General features: G+C 36.8%; 23 protein-coding genes. 18 read left to right on the forward strand and 5 right to left on the reverse strand.

Going from position 1 to position 21171, the window contains the following annotated elements; all coding sequences use genetic code 11:
• The 15 genes from ACTJIV_RS03980 (at position 1) to ACTJIV_RS04050 (ending at position 12048) form a co-directional block, all read left to right on the forward strand.
• Positions 1 to 318 (forward strand): hypothetical protein, encoded by a 318-nt coding sequence (locus ACTJIV_RS03980; protein WP_223558305.1) that lies wholly within the window; start codon positions 1 to 3, stop codon positions 316 to 318.
• A gap of 2 nt (positions 319 to 320) precedes the next feature.
• Positions 321 to 734 carry a PaaI family thioesterase gene (locus ACTJIV_RS03985; RefSeq protein WP_223558306.1) on the forward strand — a complete coding sequence of 138 codons (414 nt, stop codon included), beginning with the start codon at positions 321 to 323 and terminating at the stop codon, positions 732 to 734.
• A 48-nt stretch (positions 735 to 782) separates the two neighbouring features.
• The gene (locus ACTJIV_RS03990) at positions 783 to 1145 is read left to right on the forward strand and encodes a four helix bundle protein (RefSeq protein WP_116012078.1); all 363 of its coding nucleotides are present in this window, start codon (positions 783 to 785) and stop codon (positions 1143 to 1145) included.
• Positions 1146 to 1190: 45 nt separating this feature from the next.
• Positions 1191 to 2396: a 3-oxoadipyl-CoA thiolase gene (pcaF, locus tag ACTJIV_RS03995; RefSeq protein ID WP_440625733.1), complete on the forward strand. Its 1206-nt coding sequence runs from the start codon at positions 1191 to 1193 to the stop codon at positions 2394 to 2396.
• Between the two features lie 131 nt (positions 2397 to 2527).
• Positions 2528 to 3121: a transferase hexapeptide repeat family protein gene (locus tag ACTJIV_RS04000; protein ID WP_429935133.1), complete on the forward strand. Its 594-nt coding sequence runs from the start codon at positions 2528 to 2530 to the stop codon at positions 3119 to 3121.
• 41 nt (positions 3122 to 3162) lie between these two features.
• Positions 3163 to 4005, forward strand: coding sequence for an alpha/beta hydrolase (locus ACTJIV_RS04005; protein WP_440625735.1), 843 nt, complete (start codon positions 3163 to 3165; stop codon positions 4003 to 4005).
• 18 nt (positions 4006 to 4023) lie between these two features.
• A complete protein-coding gene (locus ACTJIV_RS04010; protein WP_440625737.1) occupies positions 4024 to 5349 on the forward strand; it encodes a DUF6624 domain-containing protein in 1326 nt (441 codons plus the stop codon).
• Positions 5350 to 5619: a hypothetical protein gene (locus tag ACTJIV_RS04015; protein ID WP_440625739.1), complete on the forward strand. Its 270-nt coding sequence runs from the start codon at positions 5350 to 5352 to the stop codon at positions 5617 to 5619.
• A 23-nt stretch (positions 5620 to 5642) separates the two neighbouring features.
• Positions 5643 to 6221 carry a transposase gene (locus ACTJIV_RS04020; RefSeq protein ID WP_440625741.1) on the forward strand — a complete coding sequence of 193 codons (579 nt, stop codon included), beginning with the start codon at positions 5643 to 5645 and terminating at the stop codon, positions 6219 to 6221.
• A 97-nt stretch (positions 6222 to 6318) separates the two neighbouring features.
• On the forward strand, positions 6319 to 8814 hold the full coding sequence (gene paaZ / locus ACTJIV_RS04025; protein WP_440625743.1) for a phenylacetic acid degradation bifunctional protein PaaZ: 2496 nt from the start codon (positions 6319 to 6321) through the stop codon (positions 8812 to 8814).
• A gap of 183 nt (positions 8815 to 8997) precedes the next feature.
• Entirely contained in the window at positions 8998 to 9159 is a 162-nt protein-coding gene (locus tag ACTJIV_RS04030; protein WP_420866792.1) for a bacteriocin-like protein, read from the forward strand.
• Between the two features lie 165 nt (positions 9160 to 9324).
• Positions 9325 to 9957, forward strand: coding sequence for a transposase (locus ACTJIV_RS04035; protein WP_336377652.1), 633 nt, complete (start codon positions 9325 to 9327; stop codon positions 9955 to 9957).
• Positions 9958 to 10051: 94 nt separating this feature from the next.
• Entirely contained in the window at positions 10052 to 10588 is a 537-nt protein-coding gene (locus ACTJIV_RS04040) for an SMI1/KNR4 family protein (RefSeq protein WP_440625746.1), read from the forward strand.
• A gap of 49 nt (positions 10589 to 10637) precedes the next feature.
• Positions 10638 to 11369, forward strand: coding sequence for a DUF4241 domain-containing protein (locus ACTJIV_RS04045; protein WP_440625748.1), 732 nt, complete (start codon positions 10638 to 10640; stop codon positions 11367 to 11369).
• A complete protein-coding gene (locus ACTJIV_RS04050; RefSeq protein ID WP_440625750.1) occupies positions 11362 to 12048 on the forward strand; it encodes an SMUG2 DNA glycosylase family protein in 687 nt (228 codons plus the stop codon). The genes ACTJIV_RS04045 and ACTJIV_RS04050 overlap by 8 nt, the downstream gene beginning before the upstream one ends.
• A gap of 75 nt (positions 12049 to 12123) precedes the next feature.
• Here the strand turns inward: ACTJIV_RS04050 and ACTJIV_RS04055 are convergent, their stop codons facing one another.
• The gene (locus ACTJIV_RS04055; protein WP_111957335.1) at positions 12124 to 12945 is read right to left on the reverse strand and encodes a T9SS type A sorting domain-containing protein; all 822 of its coding nucleotides are present in this window, start codon (positions 12943 to 12945) and stop codon (positions 12124 to 12126) included.
• Between the two features lie 27 nt (positions 12946 to 12972).
• Positions 12973 to 13521, reverse strand: a complete 549-nt coding sequence (locus tag ACTJIV_RS04060; protein WP_111957337.1) for a phage tail protein — start codon at positions 13519 to 13521, stop codon at positions 12973 to 12975.
• A gap of 269 nt (positions 13522 to 13790) precedes the next feature.
• Between ACTJIV_RS04060 and ACTJIV_RS04065 the strand changes: the two genes are divergently transcribed.
• The gene (locus tag ACTJIV_RS04065; protein WP_440625752.1) at positions 13791 to 14555 is read left to right on the forward strand and encodes an enoyl-CoA hydratase/isomerase family protein; all 765 of its coding nucleotides are present in this window, start codon (positions 13791 to 13793) and stop codon (positions 14553 to 14555) included.
• Positions 14556 to 14694: 139 nt separating this feature from the next.
• On the opposite strand, the gene ACTJIV_RS04070 is transcribed toward ACTJIV_RS04065, so the two are convergent.
• The 3 genes from ACTJIV_RS04070 to ACTJIV_RS04080 all read right to left on the reverse strand — a co-directional run bounded on the left by ACTJIV_RS04070 (position 14695) and on the right by ACTJIV_RS04080 (position 19981).
• Complete coding sequence (locus tag ACTJIV_RS04070) at positions 14695 to 16203, reverse strand: RagB/SusD family nutrient uptake outer membrane protein (protein ID WP_440625754.1); 1509 nt, start codon at positions 16201 to 16203, stop codon at positions 14695 to 14697.
• A gap of 10 nt (positions 16204 to 16213) precedes the next feature.
• Positions 16214 to 19147 carry a SusC/RagA family TonB-linked outer membrane protein gene (locus ACTJIV_RS04075; protein ID WP_440625756.1) on the reverse strand — a complete coding sequence of 978 codons (2934 nt, stop codon included), beginning with the start codon at positions 19145 to 19147 and terminating at the stop codon, positions 16214 to 16216.
• A 321-nt stretch (positions 19148 to 19468) separates the two neighbouring features.
• Positions 19469 to 19981 carry a hypothetical protein gene (locus ACTJIV_RS04080; protein ID WP_440625758.1) on the reverse strand — a complete coding sequence of 171 codons (513 nt, stop codon included), beginning with the start codon at positions 19979 to 19981 and terminating at the stop codon, positions 19469 to 19471.
• Positions 19982 to 20148: 167 nt separating this feature from the next.
• On the opposite strand from ACTJIV_RS04080, the gene ACTJIV_RS04085 reads away from it, so the two are divergent.
• Positions 20149 to 20766, forward strand: a complete 618-nt coding sequence (locus ACTJIV_RS04085; protein WP_440625760.1) for a hypothetical protein — start codon at positions 20149 to 20151, stop codon at positions 20764 to 20766.
• Between the two features lie 60 nt (positions 20767 to 20826).
• Complete coding sequence (locus ACTJIV_RS04090) at positions 20827 to 21117, forward strand: winged helix-turn-helix domain-containing protein (protein ID WP_223558318.1); 291 nt, start codon at positions 20827 to 20829, stop codon at positions 21115 to 21117.
• The last annotated feature ends 54 nt before the right edge of the window (positions 21118 to 21171 follow it).

Raw genomic sequence — 21171 nt, forward strand, 5'->3', positions numbered from 1 at the left:
ATGATGAATATAGATGAATTCAAGGCTGAGTTGGAGACCAGACTTTTAATCGAGAAACGGTATTTAACCCAGGAAACTTGCTCTGATGATGAGCAGGAGAGACTTGAGTTGCTAGGAAAGTTTAATGAGAAATATAAAAAGTTAATTAAAAAAATAGCCAATGAAAACGGTATTGATTTAAGTGCTCCTTATCTAACTCAAAATCTATCAAATTCAGAAAATCATCTTAAGTATGAACAGATAATTCTTGGTAAAACCATGAGTATTTATGACAAATTGGTTGATGAATTATATGAAGAAATAACAAGCATAAATTAAAAATGAATCCAAGACAAGTTGCAGATTATATGTTCGGTCAGGATTATTTTTCCCAATGGATGAATATCAAAATGATCGAAGTCAAAGAAAATTATTGTTTAATAGAAATGCCCATCAAGAAAGAGATGATCAATGGGTTGAAAACGGTTCACGGAGGGGTTACGTTCGCTTTTGCAGATTCTGCACTGGCATTTTCGTCCAACAGTTCCGGAGACGCAGCCGTTGCCCTGAACTGTATCATCAATTTTACCAAAGCGGGGAAAGAAGGTGATATTTTCAGAGCAGAAAGCATTCTGGTCAATGATACCAGAAAAACAGCGGTTTACGACATAAAAATTACCAATCAAAACAATGAGCTGATCGCAAAATTCGTCGGAACCGTTTACAAAATCGGAAAAAAAGTAACGGAGTTGTAAGCTCGATGTAGCAGTGTAATAATTTACCAATCTAACAATTTAATAATGATGATCAATTTTGAAAATAATCCATTAATAACTAAAACGATTCAATTTTCATTAGATATTATTGAATATTGTGAATTGTTAGAAGAAAAAAGAAAATTTGTTATTGCGAAACAATTATTACGTTGTGGAACAAGCATTGGAGCCAATGCATTTGAAGCACAAAACCCTCACAGTAAAAACGATTTTATCAATAAGATAAAAATTTCAGCCAAAGAATTGGAAGAAACCAAATATTGGCTATATCTGTGTAAGCATTCCAAAAATTATCCTTTTGATGAAAAATTAGAAGGTCAAATTATAGAATTGGGAAAAATTATTTATAAAATATTAAGTACAAGTTTAAATAAAAATCCATCAATTTAGCATTGTTAGACTGTTACATTGCTAAATTTTTACATTAAAAATATTATGAACAACGTATACATCATAGACTACGTCAGAACCCCAATCTCAAAACTGCAGGGCGGATTATCAGAAGTAAGAGCCGATGATCTGGCGGCAGTGGTTATTAAAGAAGTTATGGGCAGAAATCCTGAAGTTCCTGCTGAGGAAATTGAGGACGTTATTTTCGGATGCGCTAATCAGGCGGGAGAAGATAACCGTAACGTGGCGAGAATGGCGCTTTTATTGGCTGGACTGCCTTACAAAATCGGAGGAGAAACAGTCAACAGACTTTGTGCTTCCGGAATGTCGGCGGTGGCTAATGCTTTCCGTTCCATTGCTGCCGGAGAAGGTGAAATTTATATCGCCGGTGGAGTGGAACATATGACCCGTTCACCTTACGTAATGTCTAAGCCGGGGGCTGCTTTCGGAAGAGACAGCCAGATGTTTGATACCACTTTCGGATGGCGTTTTGTCAATCCTAAGATGAAAGAAATGTACGGGGTTGACGGAATGGGAGACACCGCTGAAAATTTAGCGGATATGCACAGTATCAGCAGAGAAGATCAGGACAAATTTGCCCTTTGGTCTCAGCAGAAAGCGACAAAAGCTCAGCAAAGCGGAAGACTGGCGGAAGAAATTGTAAAAGTTGAAATTCCTCAGAAAAAAGGAGAGCCTAAAATTTTTGATCAGGATGAATTCATCAAACCGACATCTTCTATGGAAGGTTTAGGAAAACTTCGTCCGGCTTTCAGAAAAGAAGGAACCGTAACGGCAGGAAATGCTTCAGGAATGAATGACGGAGCAGCAGCTCTTATCCTGGCCAGTGAAGAAGCCGTGAAAAAATATGGTTTAAAACCAAAAGCTAAGATCTTAGGATCTGCCGTAGCTGGTGTGGAACCAAGAATTATGGGAATCGGACCTGTAGAGGCGACCCAGAAATTATTAAAAAGATTAAATCTTTCCCTGGACGATATGGATATCATTGAACTGAACGAAGCATTTGCAGCACAGGCATTAGCTGTGACCAGAAGCTTAGGTTTGAAAGATGATGACTCAAGAGTAAATCCAAATGGAGGAGCTATCGCCATCGGTCACCCGCTGGGAGTTTCGGGAGCAAGAATCATTGGTTCTGCCGCTATGGAACTTCAGAAACAGGATAAGAAATATGCATTGTGTACCCTTTGTATTGGTGTCGGACAGGGCTATGCAATGGTCATTGAAAAAGTATAACTTTTTCAATAATGTAACAATATAAAATGTATCAATGTAACAATTCCTGCCATGCTGAGTCTGTTGAAGCATTTCAATTGGTAAACTGCTAGATTGATACATTGTTAAATTAATTTTTTAATAAAAAAATTATGAACATCTACTCATACCACGGTATCCGCCCAATTATCAAGCCCTCTGCCTATATTCATCCGCAAGCGGTGATCATCGGGAATGTGGAAATCGGTGAAGAAGTATACATCGGACCCAATGCGGTGATCCGCGGCGACTGGGGGAAAATTATCATTAAAGACGGAGCCAATGTTCAGGAAAACTGTACCCTTCACGTGTTCCCGAATATTGAAACCATTCTTGAGGAATCAGCCCATATCGGACACGGAGCTATTATTCATTCCGGACATATCGGTAAAAACTGCCTGGTAGGAATGAATTCCGTCGTGATGGATAAAGCTGTTATCGGTGATGAATGCATCATCGGAGCATTGGCTTTTGTTCCGGCTAATTTCACTTGCGAACCCAGAAAACTGATTGTGGGAAGTCCTGCCAAAATCATCCGTGATGTTTCCGATGAAATGATCCACTGGAAAACAGAAGGAACCAAGCTGTACCAACAGCTGGCTAGAGAAGGAAAAGAAGCTATTCTGCCATGTGAACCGTTCTCAGAATATGTAGAACAGACCGCTACCAAAACTGTGGATTACAGTATTTGGGCGGATTTAAAATAAACTTTTAAACCTTATTCAAAATTATAAGGTTTTATGATATAATGAAAACGAATATGATCAAAAAGATGCTCATTGCCTGTAGTATGCTGTTTGCTTTTCAATTCATGGTTTTAGCCCAGAATGAAAAAGTAAAACCGTTGACTATCGGAGAGGCCAGAACATTTAAATCTAAGATTTTAAATGAAGACAGAACTTTAAACATTTATCTGCCGCAAGGTTTTGATAAAACAAAATCATACCCGGTGATCTATTTGCTGGATGGCTCAATGAATGAAGACTTTATCCATGTTTCAGGATTAGTACAGTTCTTTAATCAAATGTATGCCATGCCGGAAACTATCGTGGTAGGAATCGCTAATATCGACAGAAAGAGAGATTTTACCTTTCATACAGATATGAAAGATTTACAGCAGGATTATCCTACAACAGGACATTCAGATAAGTTTATTGATTTTCTGGATAAAGAACTACTTCCTTACATAGGAAAGCAGTATAAAACAACAGAGAAATATGTATTCGGACAGTCACTGGGTGGGCTTCTTGCTACAGAAATCCTTTTCAAAAAGCCGGAAATGTTCAATAATTATTTTATCATCAGCCCAAGTTTGTGGTGGGATGATCAGAGTTTATTGAAACAGGCTCCGCAATGGCTTTCCAAAAGCCCGGATACGAAAAAATTTGTTTACGTTTCTGTAGGAAAAGACGAACATCCTGTAATGGTAAAAGATGCAGGATCTCTTTATGATGTATTGAAGCAGGCAGGTAAAAAGAACTGGACTGTTGAATATAAAATGATGGAAACAGACAATCATGCTACCATTCTTCACAGAAGTTTGTATGAAGGTCTGGTAAAATTATTCCCGTATAAAGAGCCAAAAAAATAAACCATCAAAACACGAATCATGAGATATTTATTTTTCGCCATTTTCTTTTCAGTTTTGATCAATGCTCAGAAAAAGCAGGATCAGAAAATTAATGTAAAGCTTAAAAATGAATTGGCCACGATTCAAAAAGATGATCAAATCTACCGTGAGCTGATGGAGTCTGACGTTTCCCAGGAGCAAAAGGAAAAGGTCATGAAAGAAAAAAATCTCAGTAAGGAAGATATTACAGATAGATTATGGTCACTGATGGATGAGCAGGATAAGATCAATCTTGAAAAAGTTGAAAAAATTATTGCAGAATATGGCTATCCCGGAAAATCTCTGGTAGGAGAGCCGGAAAACGAAACCACATGGTTGGTGATTCAGCATTCTCCAAAAATTAATCAATATATGCCAATTATTAAAACGGCAGCTGATCATAAAGAAATTCCGTTTAGGTTGTATGCCATGATGCTGGACAGACAATTAATGGATGATGGGAAAGAACAGATCTACGGAACTCAGGGATTTTCTTCTTATGATGGAGAGAAAGAAAGCGAGCCTATTATCTGGCCGATTAAAGATGTTAAGAATGTAAACAAGCTCAGAAAAAAAGCCGGTTTTGATGATACGGTGGAAAGTTATGCCAAGTGTCTCTACGGAAAGAGTTTTGTTTTTAAGAATTATACTTTGGATGAAGTGTTAAAATTCGGAGAGATTCAGAAAACTGAAGAAAAACCACTCAACCTTGAGCTCAAAAAAGAGCTTGCGCAGATCTATAAAGACGATCAGATCTACCGTGAGCTGACACAGCCCAACATTACACCCGAAAGAAAGGCAGAAATCATAAAAGAGAAAAACCTCTCTACGGAAGACGTGAGTACGGGGCTTATCAAATTGATGGATGATCAGGATCAGAAGAATCTGGTTAAAGTTGAAAAGATCATTGAAAAATATGGCTATCCCGGAAAATCTATGGTGGGTGAACCTGAGAATTATGCCGTATGGTATGTGATCCAGCATTCCCCTAAAATTGAGAAGTACCTTCCTCTGATCAAAAAAGCGGCCGATGAAAAAGAACTGCCGTTCAGACTCTATGCCATGATGCTGGACAGAAAGCTCATGTACGAAAATAAAGAGCAGATTTATGGAACGCAGATCCGTTCAGTTTTTTCAACAAAAAAAGGGAAAACAGAAACTCTGTCATTTGTGTGGCCGATAAAAGACCCGGAGCATGTCAACGAACTGAGAAAGAATTCAGGATTTGGCAGGACCATCGAAGATTACGCTAAAGATGCAGGAGGCTTCGAATACAAAAAATATACATTGAAAGAAGCCTTGGAACTTCTTCAGAAAAAGAAATAAATGACAGATTGTCTAAAGAAATATTGGATTTTCCTGTTGATTGCCCTTATCGGAATCAATTATGCGGGATTCTATCTGTTATGGAAATCAATGGGTATTTCCGATGCGTTGGAACATGTAGAATCAGAACAGGTGATCAGAAAGCTGAAACAGAAGGACTTTTTATATACTTTGTTTGCGGATGCATTCCTGATTCTGGATTTTTCTCTTATTCTGCTGTTGTTGTTTATGGGAGGAAGGAAAATAGTACAACTCATTATTAAAAAATAAACTTTAGAATTAATAAAGAATAAATGACCATCGCAGAGCATTTTGAGTCCGGATATATTTATCATATATACTCGCATGCCAACGGAAAAGATTTGCTGTTCGTAGAGGATAGTAACTATCAGTATTTTCTGGACAGGTTATTAAAATATATTATTCCAGTAGCAGAAATCTATGCTTATTGTTTGATGCCAAATCATTTTCATTTATTAATAAGATTTAAAGACTTAGCATGTGATAAGATTGATGATGAGCATCAATATCTGATGAGACCATTCAGTAACTTTCTGAATAGTTATGCTAAAGCTTACAATAGAAGATATAATAGGAAAGGAGCTCTCTTTCTTGACTTCCTAAGACGGAAGAGAGTTCAGGATGAAAAATACTTGCTTAAATTATTACATTATATTCATAATAATCCTGTACATCATGGTTTTGTCAGTCAGGCTGATAAATGGAAATACTCTTCATATAATTCTTATACAAATGTTGAAAAGCCCAGTAGTCTTGAAAGAGGAGAAATGTTGAAATACTTCGATTCAAAGGAGGACTTCCTTGGTTATCATAAATCTAGTGTAGAATATGATTTTATGAATTTAGAATAAACGGTTCGCAAACCTTATAGGTTTTTAAAACCTATAAGGTTTAAAGAAAAAGTAGGATTTTTTAAACATTAAAAAGAAATAAAAAGTTAAAAATAATATGGAAAAACTGAAAAATTACATCTACGGAGAATGGGTAGAAGGTTCCGGAAACGGAATTCCTTTATACAACGCCGTCACAGGCGAGCAGGTTGCTGTTTCCGATACAGAAGGGCTTAATTTCGAGCAGGCTCTTGACTACGGAAGAACAGTAGGCTACAAAAACCTTTCTTCCATGACGTTTTATGACAGAGGAGAGATGCTGAAAAAAGTAGCTCTTTATCTTTTGGAAAGAAAGAAAAAATATTACGAATTATCATATAAAACCGGAGCTACCCACGCAGATTCATGGGTAGATATAGAAGGAGGTTTCGGTACTTTCTTTACCTATTCCGGGTTGGCAAAAAGAATGCTTCCCAACACTCCGTTCTGGGTGGATGGAGAAACTCAGAAAATCTCCGCGAATGGAACTTTTCTGGGAACTCACATTCTGACACCAAGCGAAGGAGTTTCTATACAGATCAATGCTTATAACTTTCCGGTTTGGGGAATGTTGGAAAAATTATCAACATCTCTGTTGGCAGGTGTTCCTTCTATTGTAAAACCATCTCCTTACGGTTCTTATCTGACGAATGCTGTTTTCCAGGATATGATCGAAAGTGGAGTACTTCCGGAAGGTGCGCTTCAATTGGTTTGTGGTGAACCGGGAAATATCCTGGATTATGTTCAGGATGGAGATTCAGTATTGTTTACAGGTTCTGCTCATACAGGAAGGAAACTGAAATCAATGCCTTCTATCGCTGGAAATGCAGTACGTTTCAATATGGAAGCAGATTCTCTGAACTGTTCCATTTTAGGTCTGGATGCAAAACCGGGAACTCCTGAATTTGATCTCTTCATCAAAGAAGTACGCAATGAAATGACCACAAAAGCAGGTCAGAAATGTACGGCAATCAGAAGAATTATTGTTCCTGAACACCTGATCGGGGATGTTCAGAATGCCTTATCTAAAGCTTTAGATCAAACCAAAATCGGGAACCCGTTGAGCAGAGAAACCAGAATGGGGTCATTGGTAGGAAAACAGCAGTACGATGAGGTCGTTAGAAAAGTAAATATTTTAAAATCAGAAACAGAATTAGTTTACGACGGAAAGCATGAACTTGTAGATGCAGACTATGATAACGGTGCATTCATGAGCCCCAAACTGTTCTTAAACGATAAACCTTTCGAGAAAAACATCTCTCACGATGTAGAAGCGTTCGGACCGGTTTCTACGTTAATGCCTTACAAGGATGCCGAAGAGGCAGCGGCTCTTGCTAAAAGAGGAAAAGGAAGTTTGGTAGGGTCTATCATTTCCCACGATGAAACCTTTATCGCAGAAACTTCATGGAAAATGGCTTCCCAGCACGGTAGAATTTTTGTGCTGAACAGAGACAACGCCAAAGAAAGTACAGGTCACGGTTCTCCGCTGCCTACTTTGATGCATGGTGGTCCGGGAAGAGCTGGTGGAGGCGAGGAAATGGGCGGACTGAACGGTCTTCATTTCTTCCTTCAGAAAACAGCGATTCAGGGTTCTCCGGATGTATTGAAGGCGATTACAAAAGTATATCAGCAGGGTGCAGAGAAAAAATTCTCAGACAAGCACCCTTTCCAGAAATATTTCGAAGAAGTTGAGGTAGGAGATTCATTGGAAACGGCCGGAAGAACGGTTACTGATGCAGATATCGTTAATTTTTCCAACGTTTCTTGGGATCATTTCTATGCTCATACCGATGCTACAAGCTTAACCGGAACTATTTTCGATAAAACAGTAGCCCACGGATACTTCATTCTTTCCGCAGCAGCAGGGCTGTTTGTTTCAGGGAAAAAAGGACCTGTTATTGCCAACTACGGTTTGGAAAACTGTTCATTCTTTAAACCGGTATATGCAGGAGATACGATCACCGTTTATTTAACCGCAAAAGAAAAAATAAACAGAGGGGTAAAAGGAAGAAACATTCCTTCCGGCGTTGTAAAATGGCTGGTGGAAGTTGTTAACCAGAGAGATGAGATCGTTTGTGTAGCGACCATCTTAACATTGGTGGCAAAACAATCTCCTTTCATCGATCTGAATGTGAAAAATGTTCAGAAGATATTGGGTGGTTTAACAGAAACGACATCGTCAAACTGGGGTGAAATGTCTCCTCAGCAAATGATCGAACACTTGGAACATGGAGTTCTGGTAAGTTTAGGCGAACCAGAAGCCGACAAATGCTTTACACCGGAAGAGCAATTGGAAAAATGGCAGGACTCTCTTTATAACCACAGAAAAATGCCGAAAGATTTCCCTGCTCCATTCCTGGCTGAGGATGAAACCTTACTGGAATTAAAACATAAAAATCTGGATGCTGCCAAGCAGTCTTTCCTGGATAACTTACAGAGATTTACAGTCTATTACAGAGAAAATCCACAGGCTGAGCATATGAACTTCGTGTTCGGAAAACTGAATAAAGAAATGTGGGAGCTGATGCACAAAAAGCATTTTACGCACCACTTTGAGCAGTTTGGATTGATTTGATTCAAAATATAATATAAATTTATAATCCCTTTTGGTTTTTACTGAAAGGGATTTTTTAATGGTCCTTGCCAAGGGTTAATAAGTCATCCGATTAAAATAAAGTTTATATTAAAATTAGTAACTTTAATAAGCGAAATCCGAAAAGCATATAGAGTAGGAAAAAAACATTAAAAACTAATTGCTATGAAAAATTTAAAAAAACTTTCAAGAAACCAATTGAGATCTGTTAAAGGTGCCGGTCCAAACTGGGCTTGTTTGCCTAATTCTTGCCCTCCGGGAAGTTGTTGTCTCCCTGGAAGATGGCCGAATATTCCAAGAGCATGTTATATATGTGCTGATTCTTAAAATAAAATATAAATTGATAGTCCCTTTCGGTTTTACTGAAAGGGAATTTTAATTACCCTTGTCAAGGTTGAAAACCCTGACAAGGGTTAGGACGTAAGCGGATTAAAAAAAATTAAAACTTAAAGATATTTTTAATCTTTATAAGGTTAAACTAAAAACACAAATATGATGACAGATGTTAGAACTACTCCAATTGAAGCAGATCGTTTTTACCATATTTATAATCGTGGAATTAATGGAGAAAATATTTTTAAATCAGATCGGAATTATTTATTCTTTCTCAATAAAATGTCTGAATTTCTTGTTCCTGTTTGTGATGTGTATGCTTATTGTCTGATGCCTAATCATTTTCATCTTTTAGTTAAGATAAAATCTGATTTTGAATTAGATAGCCTTGTCAAGGTTCTGAACCTTGACAAGGCTATTAAGGCTACTGAAATAGGCCTTCATTCTCCTCAGAATATTTTCTCAAAACAATTTGCCAGAGTTTTCAATTCTTATTCCCAGGCTTTTAATAAAGAAAATAAGAGACATGGTGCTCTTATTGAATCTCCATTTAAAAGAAAATTGATTACATCAGATAAATATTTAATTAATGCAGTGATTTATATTCATCAAAATCCGCAAAATCATTCGATAGTTCATGAGTTTTCAGATTATAATTTTTCCTCTTATCAATCCATTTTAAGTAATTCAAAAACTTTATTAAAAAGGGATGAGGTTATTGAATTATTTGATAACAGAGAAAATTTTATACAATCACATAAAAAGGTTGTTGATCTTGATTTCGAGTTTTAAATCCATGAAAAATCTTAGTTCAGAAAAAGATTTTATTAAAAATGATAGTTACTTTTACAATAAAATCAGAAATTTCATTTATTTAAAACAAGATATGGAATTACAATTTTTCAAAGACTTTGATTTTACGGATTTCTGGAATGAAAGCAGCTATTCCGTAAGAGATTATATAGAACCGTTTCCGGATGATGAGCTCATTGCTTCCGTAGAAGAAGAGCTTGGCTACAAACTCCCTGCTTCTTATATCGAACTGATGAGACTGCAGAACGGCGGGTTGGTCGAAAAATCCTGCTTTCCTACGTCAGAAGAGAATTCCTGGGCGGATGATCATATTGCCATTACCGGAATTATGGGAATCGGAAGAGAGAAAACCTATTCCATTTGCGGAGAACTCGGAAGCCAATTCATGATCGATGAGTGGGGGTATCCGGCCATCGGTATCTATAACTGCGACTGTCCTTCAGCTGGGCATGATATGGTTTTGCTGGATTATTCCAATTGCGGAAAAGATGGCGAACCTGAAGTGGTTCACATTGATCAGGAAGATGATTATAAAAAGATATTTCTGGCCAAAGACTTTGAAACTTTCATAAAAGGGCTGAAAGATGAAGATGAATTTGACGGGGAATAAATAAACAAGTATTTTTAAACTTTAAATCAAGATCACAAAAAATAAAACAATGAACGAAAGCTGGATGCAAAAATGGGAAGAGGTAAAAGATATTCTTATCTGTCCTGTAGATTTGGAAACCTATTTTACCTCAGATGAAATTCTGGAGCAGAAAATGGAGGTGATGGAGATTGGTAATGTTTCCCTGCCATCCGGAAAAGTGATCGTACGGGATCCTTTGGTATTTTTGAACGCGGGAGAAAAGCCCTATTTCGTACAGGCTCCCAAAGGAGATTTTCCTGTGAAAATTGCGGTGGTAAAGTCAGAGGAATGGGGTGGTCGTTATGCTGCTGTGAAAGTGGAATTCACCAAAGAAAAACCTGTCCTTTACAGAGAAGCGCTTATCGGGATTGAAAATCTTGAAGATTTAAATGAAGGTGATTATTTCGGATTCATGGTAGATGCCGGATTGGGTTGCATTACAGATGCGGAGGTACTTCCTTATTTTGACAAGTTCCTTACTGAAGTGAATGTGGAAAACATTTACGATGATTATTTTGCAGAACAGTTTGCACAGAGTTACCAGGAACATCCACAAAACCAGAGAGAACTGGGAGACTGGATCAATTGGAAAATTCCCAATACAGAATATCATATTCCAATGTTTGCAAGCGGTTTCGGAGACGGAGGATATCCTGTCTATTTCGCGTATGATGAAAAAGGAGAGATCTGCGGATTGTATATCCAGTTTATCGATATAGAACTGGCACTATCTGATGATGAAGACGAAGAGAATGAATAAAACGTTCGCCGATAAAGTCATAGAATTCAATAAAAACCTTCAGTTTTCAGGAAACCTTCCTGAAGGCTTCGAGGCCGTGAATCCGTATCTGGACAATCCTGAAACGATGACCGTCATGGAGGAATTTTACCACAAATACTACAATGATATCAGCCCAAGGAAATTCATGATCGGGATCAATCCCAGCCGACATGGAGCAGGAGTCACAGGTGTTCCGTTTACCGATACCAAAAGACTGGAAACTGTCTGTGGAATTAACATGCAATCGGCTCACACCCATGAAGTTTCCTCGGTTTTCATATATGATATGATTACTGAATATGGTGGAGCAGAAGAATTTTATAAAGATGTTTATATCAATTCACCTTTTCCGCTGGCTATTGTAAGAAAAACAAAAACCGGCTGGCTGAATGCGAATTATTATGATGATAAAAAGCTCTTTGAAACGGTAAAAGATTTTATGATCGATTCTCTGAAGAAGCATATCAGTCTGGGCGTGGACACCTCCGAAGTTTTTGTGCTAGGAAAAAAGAATTCAGAATTTATTTCAGCATTGAATAAAGAGGCCCAGTTATTTGAAAAGATGACTGTTCTTGAACATCCCAGATATATTCAGCAGTATAAAACAAAAGAAAAACAACTGTATATTGACAAATATATTTTAGCATTGAAAAAATAAAAATTCCCTGATCATTCAGGGAATTTTTTATTTATGTATTAGAATCTTTTTCGCAGTATAAACCACTTGTGAAATTTATTTTTTGATGATCTTTGAAGATCCGGATGAAGTTTTGAGGATATAAACGCCATTCGGAAGTTCCGAGATATCTGTCTGATTTGCTCCTTTTTTCATTTCCAGGTTTTTCAGCAGTTTACCATCTTGGCTGTAAATTTTAGCTTGGACATTATCTTCCGTTGTAATCGAAAAAGGTCCGCTGGTAGGATTAGGATAAATACGCATACCTTTTTGTGAAGAAGCAGCTTCACTCGTTGCCAGTACAATACCCGTGTCTTTTACCCATGTGAAAGCATCCAGTCCTGCATATCTGAAATTCCCGCCTAATGTAATCCGTAGCTCATCAATGATTATGTTCGAGTAATTCTGACCATTCAGATTGGTCATGTCAATAAGAGTATATCCATTAGTGGAGCCCAGTGATGTTGTAAAACCGGTCGTTTTTGTCTGTGTAAACTTCGTGATACCGCTTAGCTTTCCCGTAATGGTAAGGGTACCGGATACACTCAGATCCAGATTAAGAGCAGACAGATACATCCAGAACCGGTTTACCTTAAACAGATTAGATGTGGTTTTAATGCTGAAAGACGGTGGTGATGCAGCATCGTTGGAGTTGTCAATATATCTGTTGTCAACAGATGTTCCATTCCAGCCAGTACCTGGGTAGTTAGCCTGAATATCAAAAGTTCCTACATGAGAGATAACATTGAATATTACTCCGTTATCAGTAAAACTCGGACTTCCGTGTGATTCCGTTTCAAATTGCTCCGTACTGGTCTGTCCAAAAGAAAATAAAGAGATGAACAGACTACAGATGGTTAAAAAAATAGATCTTTTCATGATTTAGGTTTTAAATAGGTTGTTTTTTTAGTCACGTGGAGGATAAATTCCCTCTACACAAATGATATAATTAAGCCCTAAATAAGGCGGCATATTATTCATCGGAAGATTCTGTCCAATGTAGGAGATAGATCTTGCATTAAGAGTAGTATCAGGATCAGCCTGTACAAAGCTTGGAATCGCCGTAAAATCTCTTCCTACCTGGTTTCCTGTAATGGCAATAGAGGTGTTAGCCGATGGAGCAGGCACGGTTGCATTGGCATTAGCTACCTTCAGTTGAAACCCTGCACCTATACTTGGAAGGTTCTGTACCATAATTGTATTTAGTGTAGTTCCAGCAACGACTCCCAGAGGATAATATTCATTAGAGTTTGCATTCCCTGCTCCTATGGCCATTCTTCCTTTTAGGTTGGGAAGGGCGAAAGTAGTGACTCCGTCACCGCCGTAAGTAGTTCCCAAAATTGAAAATAATGCAGAATTGGTTGAAATTCTTAATAAGCTTCCATCACAGAACAACCAGCCTCTAGGGGCAAAATTGCCTGCAAATAATTTTACAATTCCAATGTACTCTTCCATGATAATAGTTTTTCAGTTGTTAAAATTTCCTACTCTTTTTTGGCTTTTCGGATTTCGCCTGTGGTTGTTAGTTTGTATTAGTCAAAGGAACAATATATAAGAGGGCATTACTAGAGTAGAAAATACCAAATTAGGGAGTCCGTATTTTTACGTAATGGATCTCTGCATTTCCTTTTCACAGAGAATTTATGGGACTAAAAAGAACAGATATAATATGGGAATGTTTAAGCTGTAATTAGTATTTTTGTAACAATCCAATTAAAATAAAAATGAACGAATTCGTAGTATCAGAAATTAAAAACAGTATCGCCGAAATTACCTTTGGAACCCCAAAAAGCAACTCGCTTCCGGGAACTATTTTAGAAAAGCTGGCTCAAACCATTCTGGATGAAGGTGCTAAAGAAGAAGTAAAAGCTATTTTAGTAAAAAGTGATGGTGAAAAAGCATTCTGCGCAGGAGCAAGCTTCGATGAGCTTTTAGCTATTGAAGAGCTGCAGGCCTCTACGAAATTTTTCGGTGGATTTGCAAAAGTTCTGAATGCGATGAGAAACTGCGGAAAAATAGTGGTAGTAAGAGTTCAGGGAAAAACAACCGGTGGAGGAGTAGGAATAGCTTGTGGGGCAGATTACTGTTTTGCAACTAAAGATTCAGCTTTAGCGCTTACAGAAATTAATCTGGGAATCGGGCCTTTCGTGATCGGGCCTTACGTAGAAAGAAAAATAGGAAAATCACAGTTCTCTGCAATGGCTATTGATGCAGATTTCAGATCCGCAGAATGGGCAGAGCAGCACAATGTTTATCATTCCGTTTCCGAAAATATTGAAGAAATGGATAGCAAGCTGGAAAAATTTTTACAGACTTTAGCTTCGAGGAGCAGTGAAGCATTAGCATTAATTAAGAAAGTATCCTGGGAAGGTACGGACCATTTCAATGAGCTGATGCCTGCCAGAATTCATATGAGTGCAAGTCTTATTCTTGAAGATTCTGCAAAGAAAAGCATTGAATCTATTAAAGAGAAATTGAGAGTAAAATAATTTTTGCTTAACATAAAAAGAGAAAGGGTTATCCAAAAGGTTAACCTTTCTTTTTATTAAAATTTGATGCTTGATAAAAAGAAAAAGAGATCCGCTTCAATTATGAAACGGATCCCCTGCAGTTAATATGAATGTTGAATTAAAGTTCGTTTTGTTGTACCAAATTTTGAGATGCATTGATCTCTGCCTGAGGAATCAACCATGTCCATCGCTTGTCTCCGGCAGGAACAGTCATTAAATTATTAGTAACAGCAGAAACATGATTGGCACCCGTCCTGTCTAAAGGAAGATTCAATCTTTTCAGGTCAAGAAACCTGAAGCCCTCTCCCCAAAGTTCTAATCTTCTGCTGTTTAAAATTTCAGTAATATAAGCCTGACCTGTAGTCGTAGCACCAGCATATGAAGGGTTTCTATTTTTTGTAAACTCATTAAATACAATTTTAGAATCTGCCTCTTTATTGTCTTTTGCCAAGGCTTCAGCTTCGATAAGATACATCTCTGCAGCTCTCATAAATGGAATATCACCTAAGCTTGTATTGTTATCAACAGTTCCTGATGCGTTTACAGAAAGAAATTTTTGAGATGTATATGGAAATTTACTGTACGTAGAAGACAATGCAAGTGCAGTATGTGCACCCGTAGGATCAATAACCTGAGTTCTTACATCAGTTGTCGGAAACTGCGCATATAATAAATTATTGACAACTTTAGGAGCCTGTCTAATTTGTGTTGAATTATAATTTCTGGACATATAACCCATAAAATTTCCAAAGAAATCGGTTGTGGCATCAATTGGTTTGTAGCCCCAAACCCATTCAGAATTAGAATAATTGTTGAAACCCGATTTATACTGGGTATTGCTCATTAATGCAAACCCTTGTCTTGCTTCTTTTGCGTATAGAGCTGCGTTAGCATATTTCCCTTGTACTAAAGCCACCCTTGCCATTAGTCCTCTTACAACATTCGCGTTGAAGTGAGATTTATCCGACCTTGTTTTACCATTTAAATAAGTGTAAGCCTGTGCTAAATCTGAATTTATTGAAGTATAAACCTCTTCTAAAGATGCTCTTGGAATAGGATTGAAAGAATCATCTAGCCTAAGCGGCACTCCAGGTTGCGAATTCGTTGTTCCCTCTACGTATCTTTTTGCATAGATTTGGGCAAGCATAAAATAACAGTATGCTCTGAAAGCATGAGCTTCACCCATTACCTTGTCCTTCAGTGCCTGATCTCCCGTAACATTAGGAGCTGCCTTTATGATAATGTTTGCAATTCTTATCTGTCCATAGAAAAAATCGTATGGATAAAATAAATTTGTAGAAGTGGCATTAGCATTATCCAGCCAACGTAGAGTTGTTACAAACCATCCGTTACCTGTAGTAGGAAAAACCAAGTCCTCTCCCATTACATCCATATAAATCATTACTCCGGTAGCACCATTCTGCCCCTGGCTGCTGTTTTGTCTGTAATACATATTTCTATGCATCCCATTAATAGCAATATTTAAGTTATCCAAACTTGAAGTTACTAAAAGTTCACTTGCTGCTTCTGTTGGATCTTTCTCCAGATCATCTCTTTCACAGGATGATAAAATACTTAATATGGAAAGACTGGAAATTAAAAGTGTTTTATTTGTAATAAATTTCATTTTGATAATTTTAAAAAGTTGTACTTAAACCGAAAGTAATAATTCTGGAAGGTGAATATCTGTTACTTACAGTACCGTTAAATGTAGAGTAGGGCTCTAAGCCTTTTCTTTTGCTGCTAACCCAAAGGTTTTCTCCACTCACAAACAATTTTAAGCTGCTTACTCCTACGCTTTTCACAATATCAGGATTAAAGCTATACCCTATTGAAGCATTTCTCAATAGTAAATAACTGGCATCTACCAACCATCTTGATGAAGCAGCATTTGAAGCAGCCACTGTTGATGAATTTAAAGCAGGTACATCAGTGATCTGTCCGGGAGTAGTCCAACGGTTATAAATATCAGTATGTGATGCTCCGCCCTGAGGAAACGCATCCATTAAGCTGGCATAATTAGTATCATATATTTTTCCTCCAAACTGATAATTAAAGGATGCGGAAAGTTCCCAGTTTTTGAAATTAAACGTAGTTGAAAAATTTCCAAAGAAATCAGGAATCGCAGATCCGTGATATTCATATTTTGCTTTATTCTGATTAGTAGTAACCAGAACCCCATTTACAGTTCTTACATCTGATGCTGTAGTAGCAGGGAATAAATCCTGATCTAATACAAATAGTGGTGATCCATCGGAAGGATCCACTCCGTACCATGATCTCAACCAGAAGGCGTATAAATCCTTACCTACCATTAGCTTTTTAGTACCGCTGATAAATTCGTTTTGCGACAGTGCGGTAATCTCATTTTTATATGAAGTTCCATAAGCTGATACAGTCCATTTCAGGTTTTGATTCTTGATAATATCCGCGCTCAAAGTAATTTCATATCCTTTATTTACCAGATTGCCTACATTTCTGTCAATACTATTACCCGGAATACCTGCATTTATAGGAGTTTGAAATGGAAAAAGCAATCCTTTCGTTTCAGAATTGTAATACTCTACAGTACCACGCACTCTTTTATTAAATAATTCAAATTCTAAGGCAATATCAGATTGTGCTTTAGTTTCCCAAGTAATCAATGGATCACCTACGGTAGTAAGCAAAATCCCTGGTTCTGTACCATTGTTGTAACCTAAAGAAAATAAGGTTTGATAAGCATAATTCGTATCTAAAGCATCATTACCTACTTCTCCGTAAGAACCTCTTAGTTTTAAGAAATTGACAAATTTATTATCCTGAAGGAAATTTTCTTTTGAAATTACCCATCCGGCACCTGCTGACCAGAATGATTGCCATCTTACATCTGTGGCAAAACGGGAAGAACCATCCCATCTTACTGAGCCCTCTAAAAGATACTTTTCATTGTAATTATAGTTCAATCTAGTAAACCAGCTTTCTTTAGTCCTTTCTCTTAGATATGAATTAAGGGTATTGTTATCTACAAAGTTTCCGAATTCGTAGAAATTATCCAATACCTGATTTCGTTTATAACCATATAAGTAGTCTTGTTTATAATCAAAATTTTCATGTCCTGCAAGAACAGTTACATCATGCCCTCCTAATTTTTTATTATAAGTTAATACCTGGTTCCAGGTAAAATCTCTGGTCAGATACATTGTTCTGGAAGCAGAACCAATTCCCAAAGCATCCCCGATGAGTCTGTTTCCATATGTTTTGTTTAATGTTCCTCTAAAATTATACGCTGCATTGGTTCGGAACATCAATTCCGGTAAAAGTTTAAACTCTGCATATACATTAGACTGAAGGTTGTATGAATTAGTTCTATCATCATTGAGTAATGTTTCCCATATAACATTTCTACCTGCAGCAGCATCAACACCGCGTAAAGAACCATCATCATAAAGAACCTCTCCATTTACATCATATAATCTCTCTCCCGTAACAGGGTTATGTTGATATGGACTATAAATTGGTCCCATACCACGCGTCCATGCATAAGGATTTATATAAGCGGAATTATTATCTGCTCCATTAACTGCTAAACCTTGGCTCGTAATAACACCATTTAGGCTGGTGCCAATTTTAAACCAGTCTCTAACTTGAGAATCTGCATTAATCCTTAAATTAAGACGTTCAAAACTTGATTTTACAATATATCCTTGTTCATTGGTATAGCCTAATGAACTGAACAATGTACTTTTATCATTTCCACCAGAAAAGCTGATACTATGGTCTTGTCTTATGCCCACACCTATTATCGGAGCGGCCCAATCAAAATCATTGTAACGTAACTTAGCCGAAGAATTAAGTAATCCATCAATAACCAACTGATTATCCGGAACGTCATAAACGTTTGCTCTTAGGTTACCGGAAATTAAATTATTAGTTGCCCATAAGTTTGAAGCAGCGAGACTTTCAGTCGGGTTTGTTATTCTTCTGCCATTACGCATTGCTTCCCAAGCAAGCACATAATAATCTGCTGTTCCTACTCTGTCATATTCCTGTACAAATCTGCTTACTATACCTGTATTAGAATTAAGGGTAAATCTTGATGAATTTTTCTTACCCCTCTTGGTCGTTACCATAATAACCCCATTAGCAGCACTTGAACCATATAGAGCAGTTGATGATGCATCTTTTAACACAGTTAAACTCTCAATATCATTAGGATTCAATGAATTTAAATTTCCAGGAAAAGGAACTCCATCAACAATTAAAAGGGGTTCGTTTGAAACAAGATAAGAACCCGTTCCTCTGATTCTGATTGATGAGCCTTCACCTGGCTGGCCTGTACCTGCAGCAATCTGAATACCTGCTCCAGCTCCATCCAATGCTTGTAAAACATTGGAAATAGGACGATTTTCAATTTTTGCTGCGTCTACCTGAACATTTGATCCGGTAATGGTCCCTTTTTTCTGTTTACCATAGGCAACAATTACTACTTCATCAATGTCTTTAGTTTTTGTCGAATCTTTCTGCGCAGTTACAGCCTGAGCTGTAAAAAAGACTACTGCGGTAGATAGAATTTTTAGTTTCACATTCATATTAACAAAATTTAATAAATATTTTGTACAAATATGTTAATTTTTTTTAAATCTACAATGGTATTTTGCCTTAAGTCTTAAATTTTTCTTAATTGTTAAGTATTTAATGTTAAATAATTGATGAAGGTGAGCTTTTATGTATTTATTTTGAATAATTTTAGTTAAATTATCTATTTTAATGTAAGTTTTTCGCTTTAATCAAATTAAAAATATATTATTGATAACGAAAATAGTTATGTGTCCATAAAATTCCTCAAGTAAAGAAATGAATTTTTGAGTTAAGGCTTGATATTTATGGATTTGAAGAGGCGAATAGAGTAATCACAACTCACTTATAAAAATTGCCGTTTTACTATACTTTAAATAAATGACAACTACTTTTGTTCCTTTCTGATACCGCGCATAAACTTCTGGATCAACTTCAAGTCTTATTTTATCATTTTTTAATTTCCCGGCAAAAGTTAAGTATTCGCCATACTCTGTTTTGTCGCGGTTAATAATAATGCTTGTCAATTTATTTTTTCCATGGATTTTATCTTTTTTCCAATTTCGTCTGTCATAGCCGGTTACTAAGAAAGAAATCAGATAAGCGAAACCAAACAGAGCCAATCCTCCGGCGGCAAACAAGATATAATCATAGTATTTGAATTTGCTGAAACTTTCTATACAGAAAATAGGGATTGCCATAGTAAAGAGTGTACAAAAAGCCAATATAGTTGGTATTATTTTAGCAAGCTTTTTTTGACCTTCTTCAATTTTTTTGATCTCTGCATCACTCAAGGAAATATTTTCCTGTAATTGTATTTGAGAATAGTCTATCAAAATTTCGGTCATAGCAGGTTATTTGTATGTTCATAAAACTTTTGAAGATTCTAATTCAATTCTATTTTCTTAAAGTTAATAATTGTATTGAATTTGCTGAGAAAAAATTATCATTAAAATGTAAAAAATAATTGGCAGATTAAAAATAAATTATAACTTTGTAATTCAAAGTTCTTTTTATGGATTCGAAAAATTATCACGAAGACTTGTCACATATCCGTTCCATGATGGAGCGGTCTTCCAGATTTATTTCATTGAGCGGACTGTCCGGAGTTTTTGCCGGTTTGGCTGCACTGATTGGTGCAGGATACGTTTATTTTATTTTCCAAAGAGAAGGAATTGATTACTTAGATGGCGACAGAAATTTCTTTAGCCCGGCATTGGTCCGGGAACTTGTAATCGTAGGAACTGTGATTTTATTGACAGCTGTACTCAGCGGATATATTTTCACAGCCAATAAAAGCAAAAAGAAAGGCCTAAAAATCTGGGACAGTACAACCAAACGTTTGCTGTTAACCTTTGCCGTTCCTTTGGTGACGGGTGGGATTTTCTGTCTTGCACTTCTTTTTCATCATCTATTTGTTTGGATAGCGCCGGCTACCTTGATATTTTATGGAATTGCTCTGGTCAGTGCAGAAAGATATACTTTGACGGATATTAAATATTTAGGCTATTGTCAAATTGTTCTGGGATTGATCTCTCTTTTCTTCTTAGGATGGGGGCTTGTATTTTGGACCATCGGTTTTGGGATTTTACATATTGTGTATGGCCTGATCATGCATAAAAAATATAAATAAAGATTAAATTTGCAGCTTTTGTGGGAACAGCTTCTCTAAAACTGCAGTTAGCGACTTATTATGATAAAGATAAATCAACTCAATAAAGAATTCGAAAGCCGTGTAAGACTGGGGATAATGTCCGTTCTTATGGTCAACGACTGGGTTGATTTTTCAGAAATGAAGGGGCTTTTAGAAATTACAGATGGTAATCTTGCCAGCCACAGCAATGCTTTGGAGAAAGCTGGATATATCGAAGTGAAAAAAGAGTTCGTAGGCAAAAAACCCAAAACTTCTTATCGTGTTACACAGAACGGAAGACAGGCTTTTAACGAACACCTGGATGCTCTTGAAAAATTATTAGGAAGGTAAATCCTATATTTTTTTGAAAATTAACTTTGAAATACAAAGTACTTTATATATTTA

This window comes from Chryseobacterium sp. 22532 (assembly GCF_052044665.1).
GTDB classification, from domain to species: domain Bacteria; phylum Bacteroidota; class Bacteroidia; order Flavobacteriales; family Weeksellaceae; genus Chryseobacterium; species Chryseobacterium lathyri.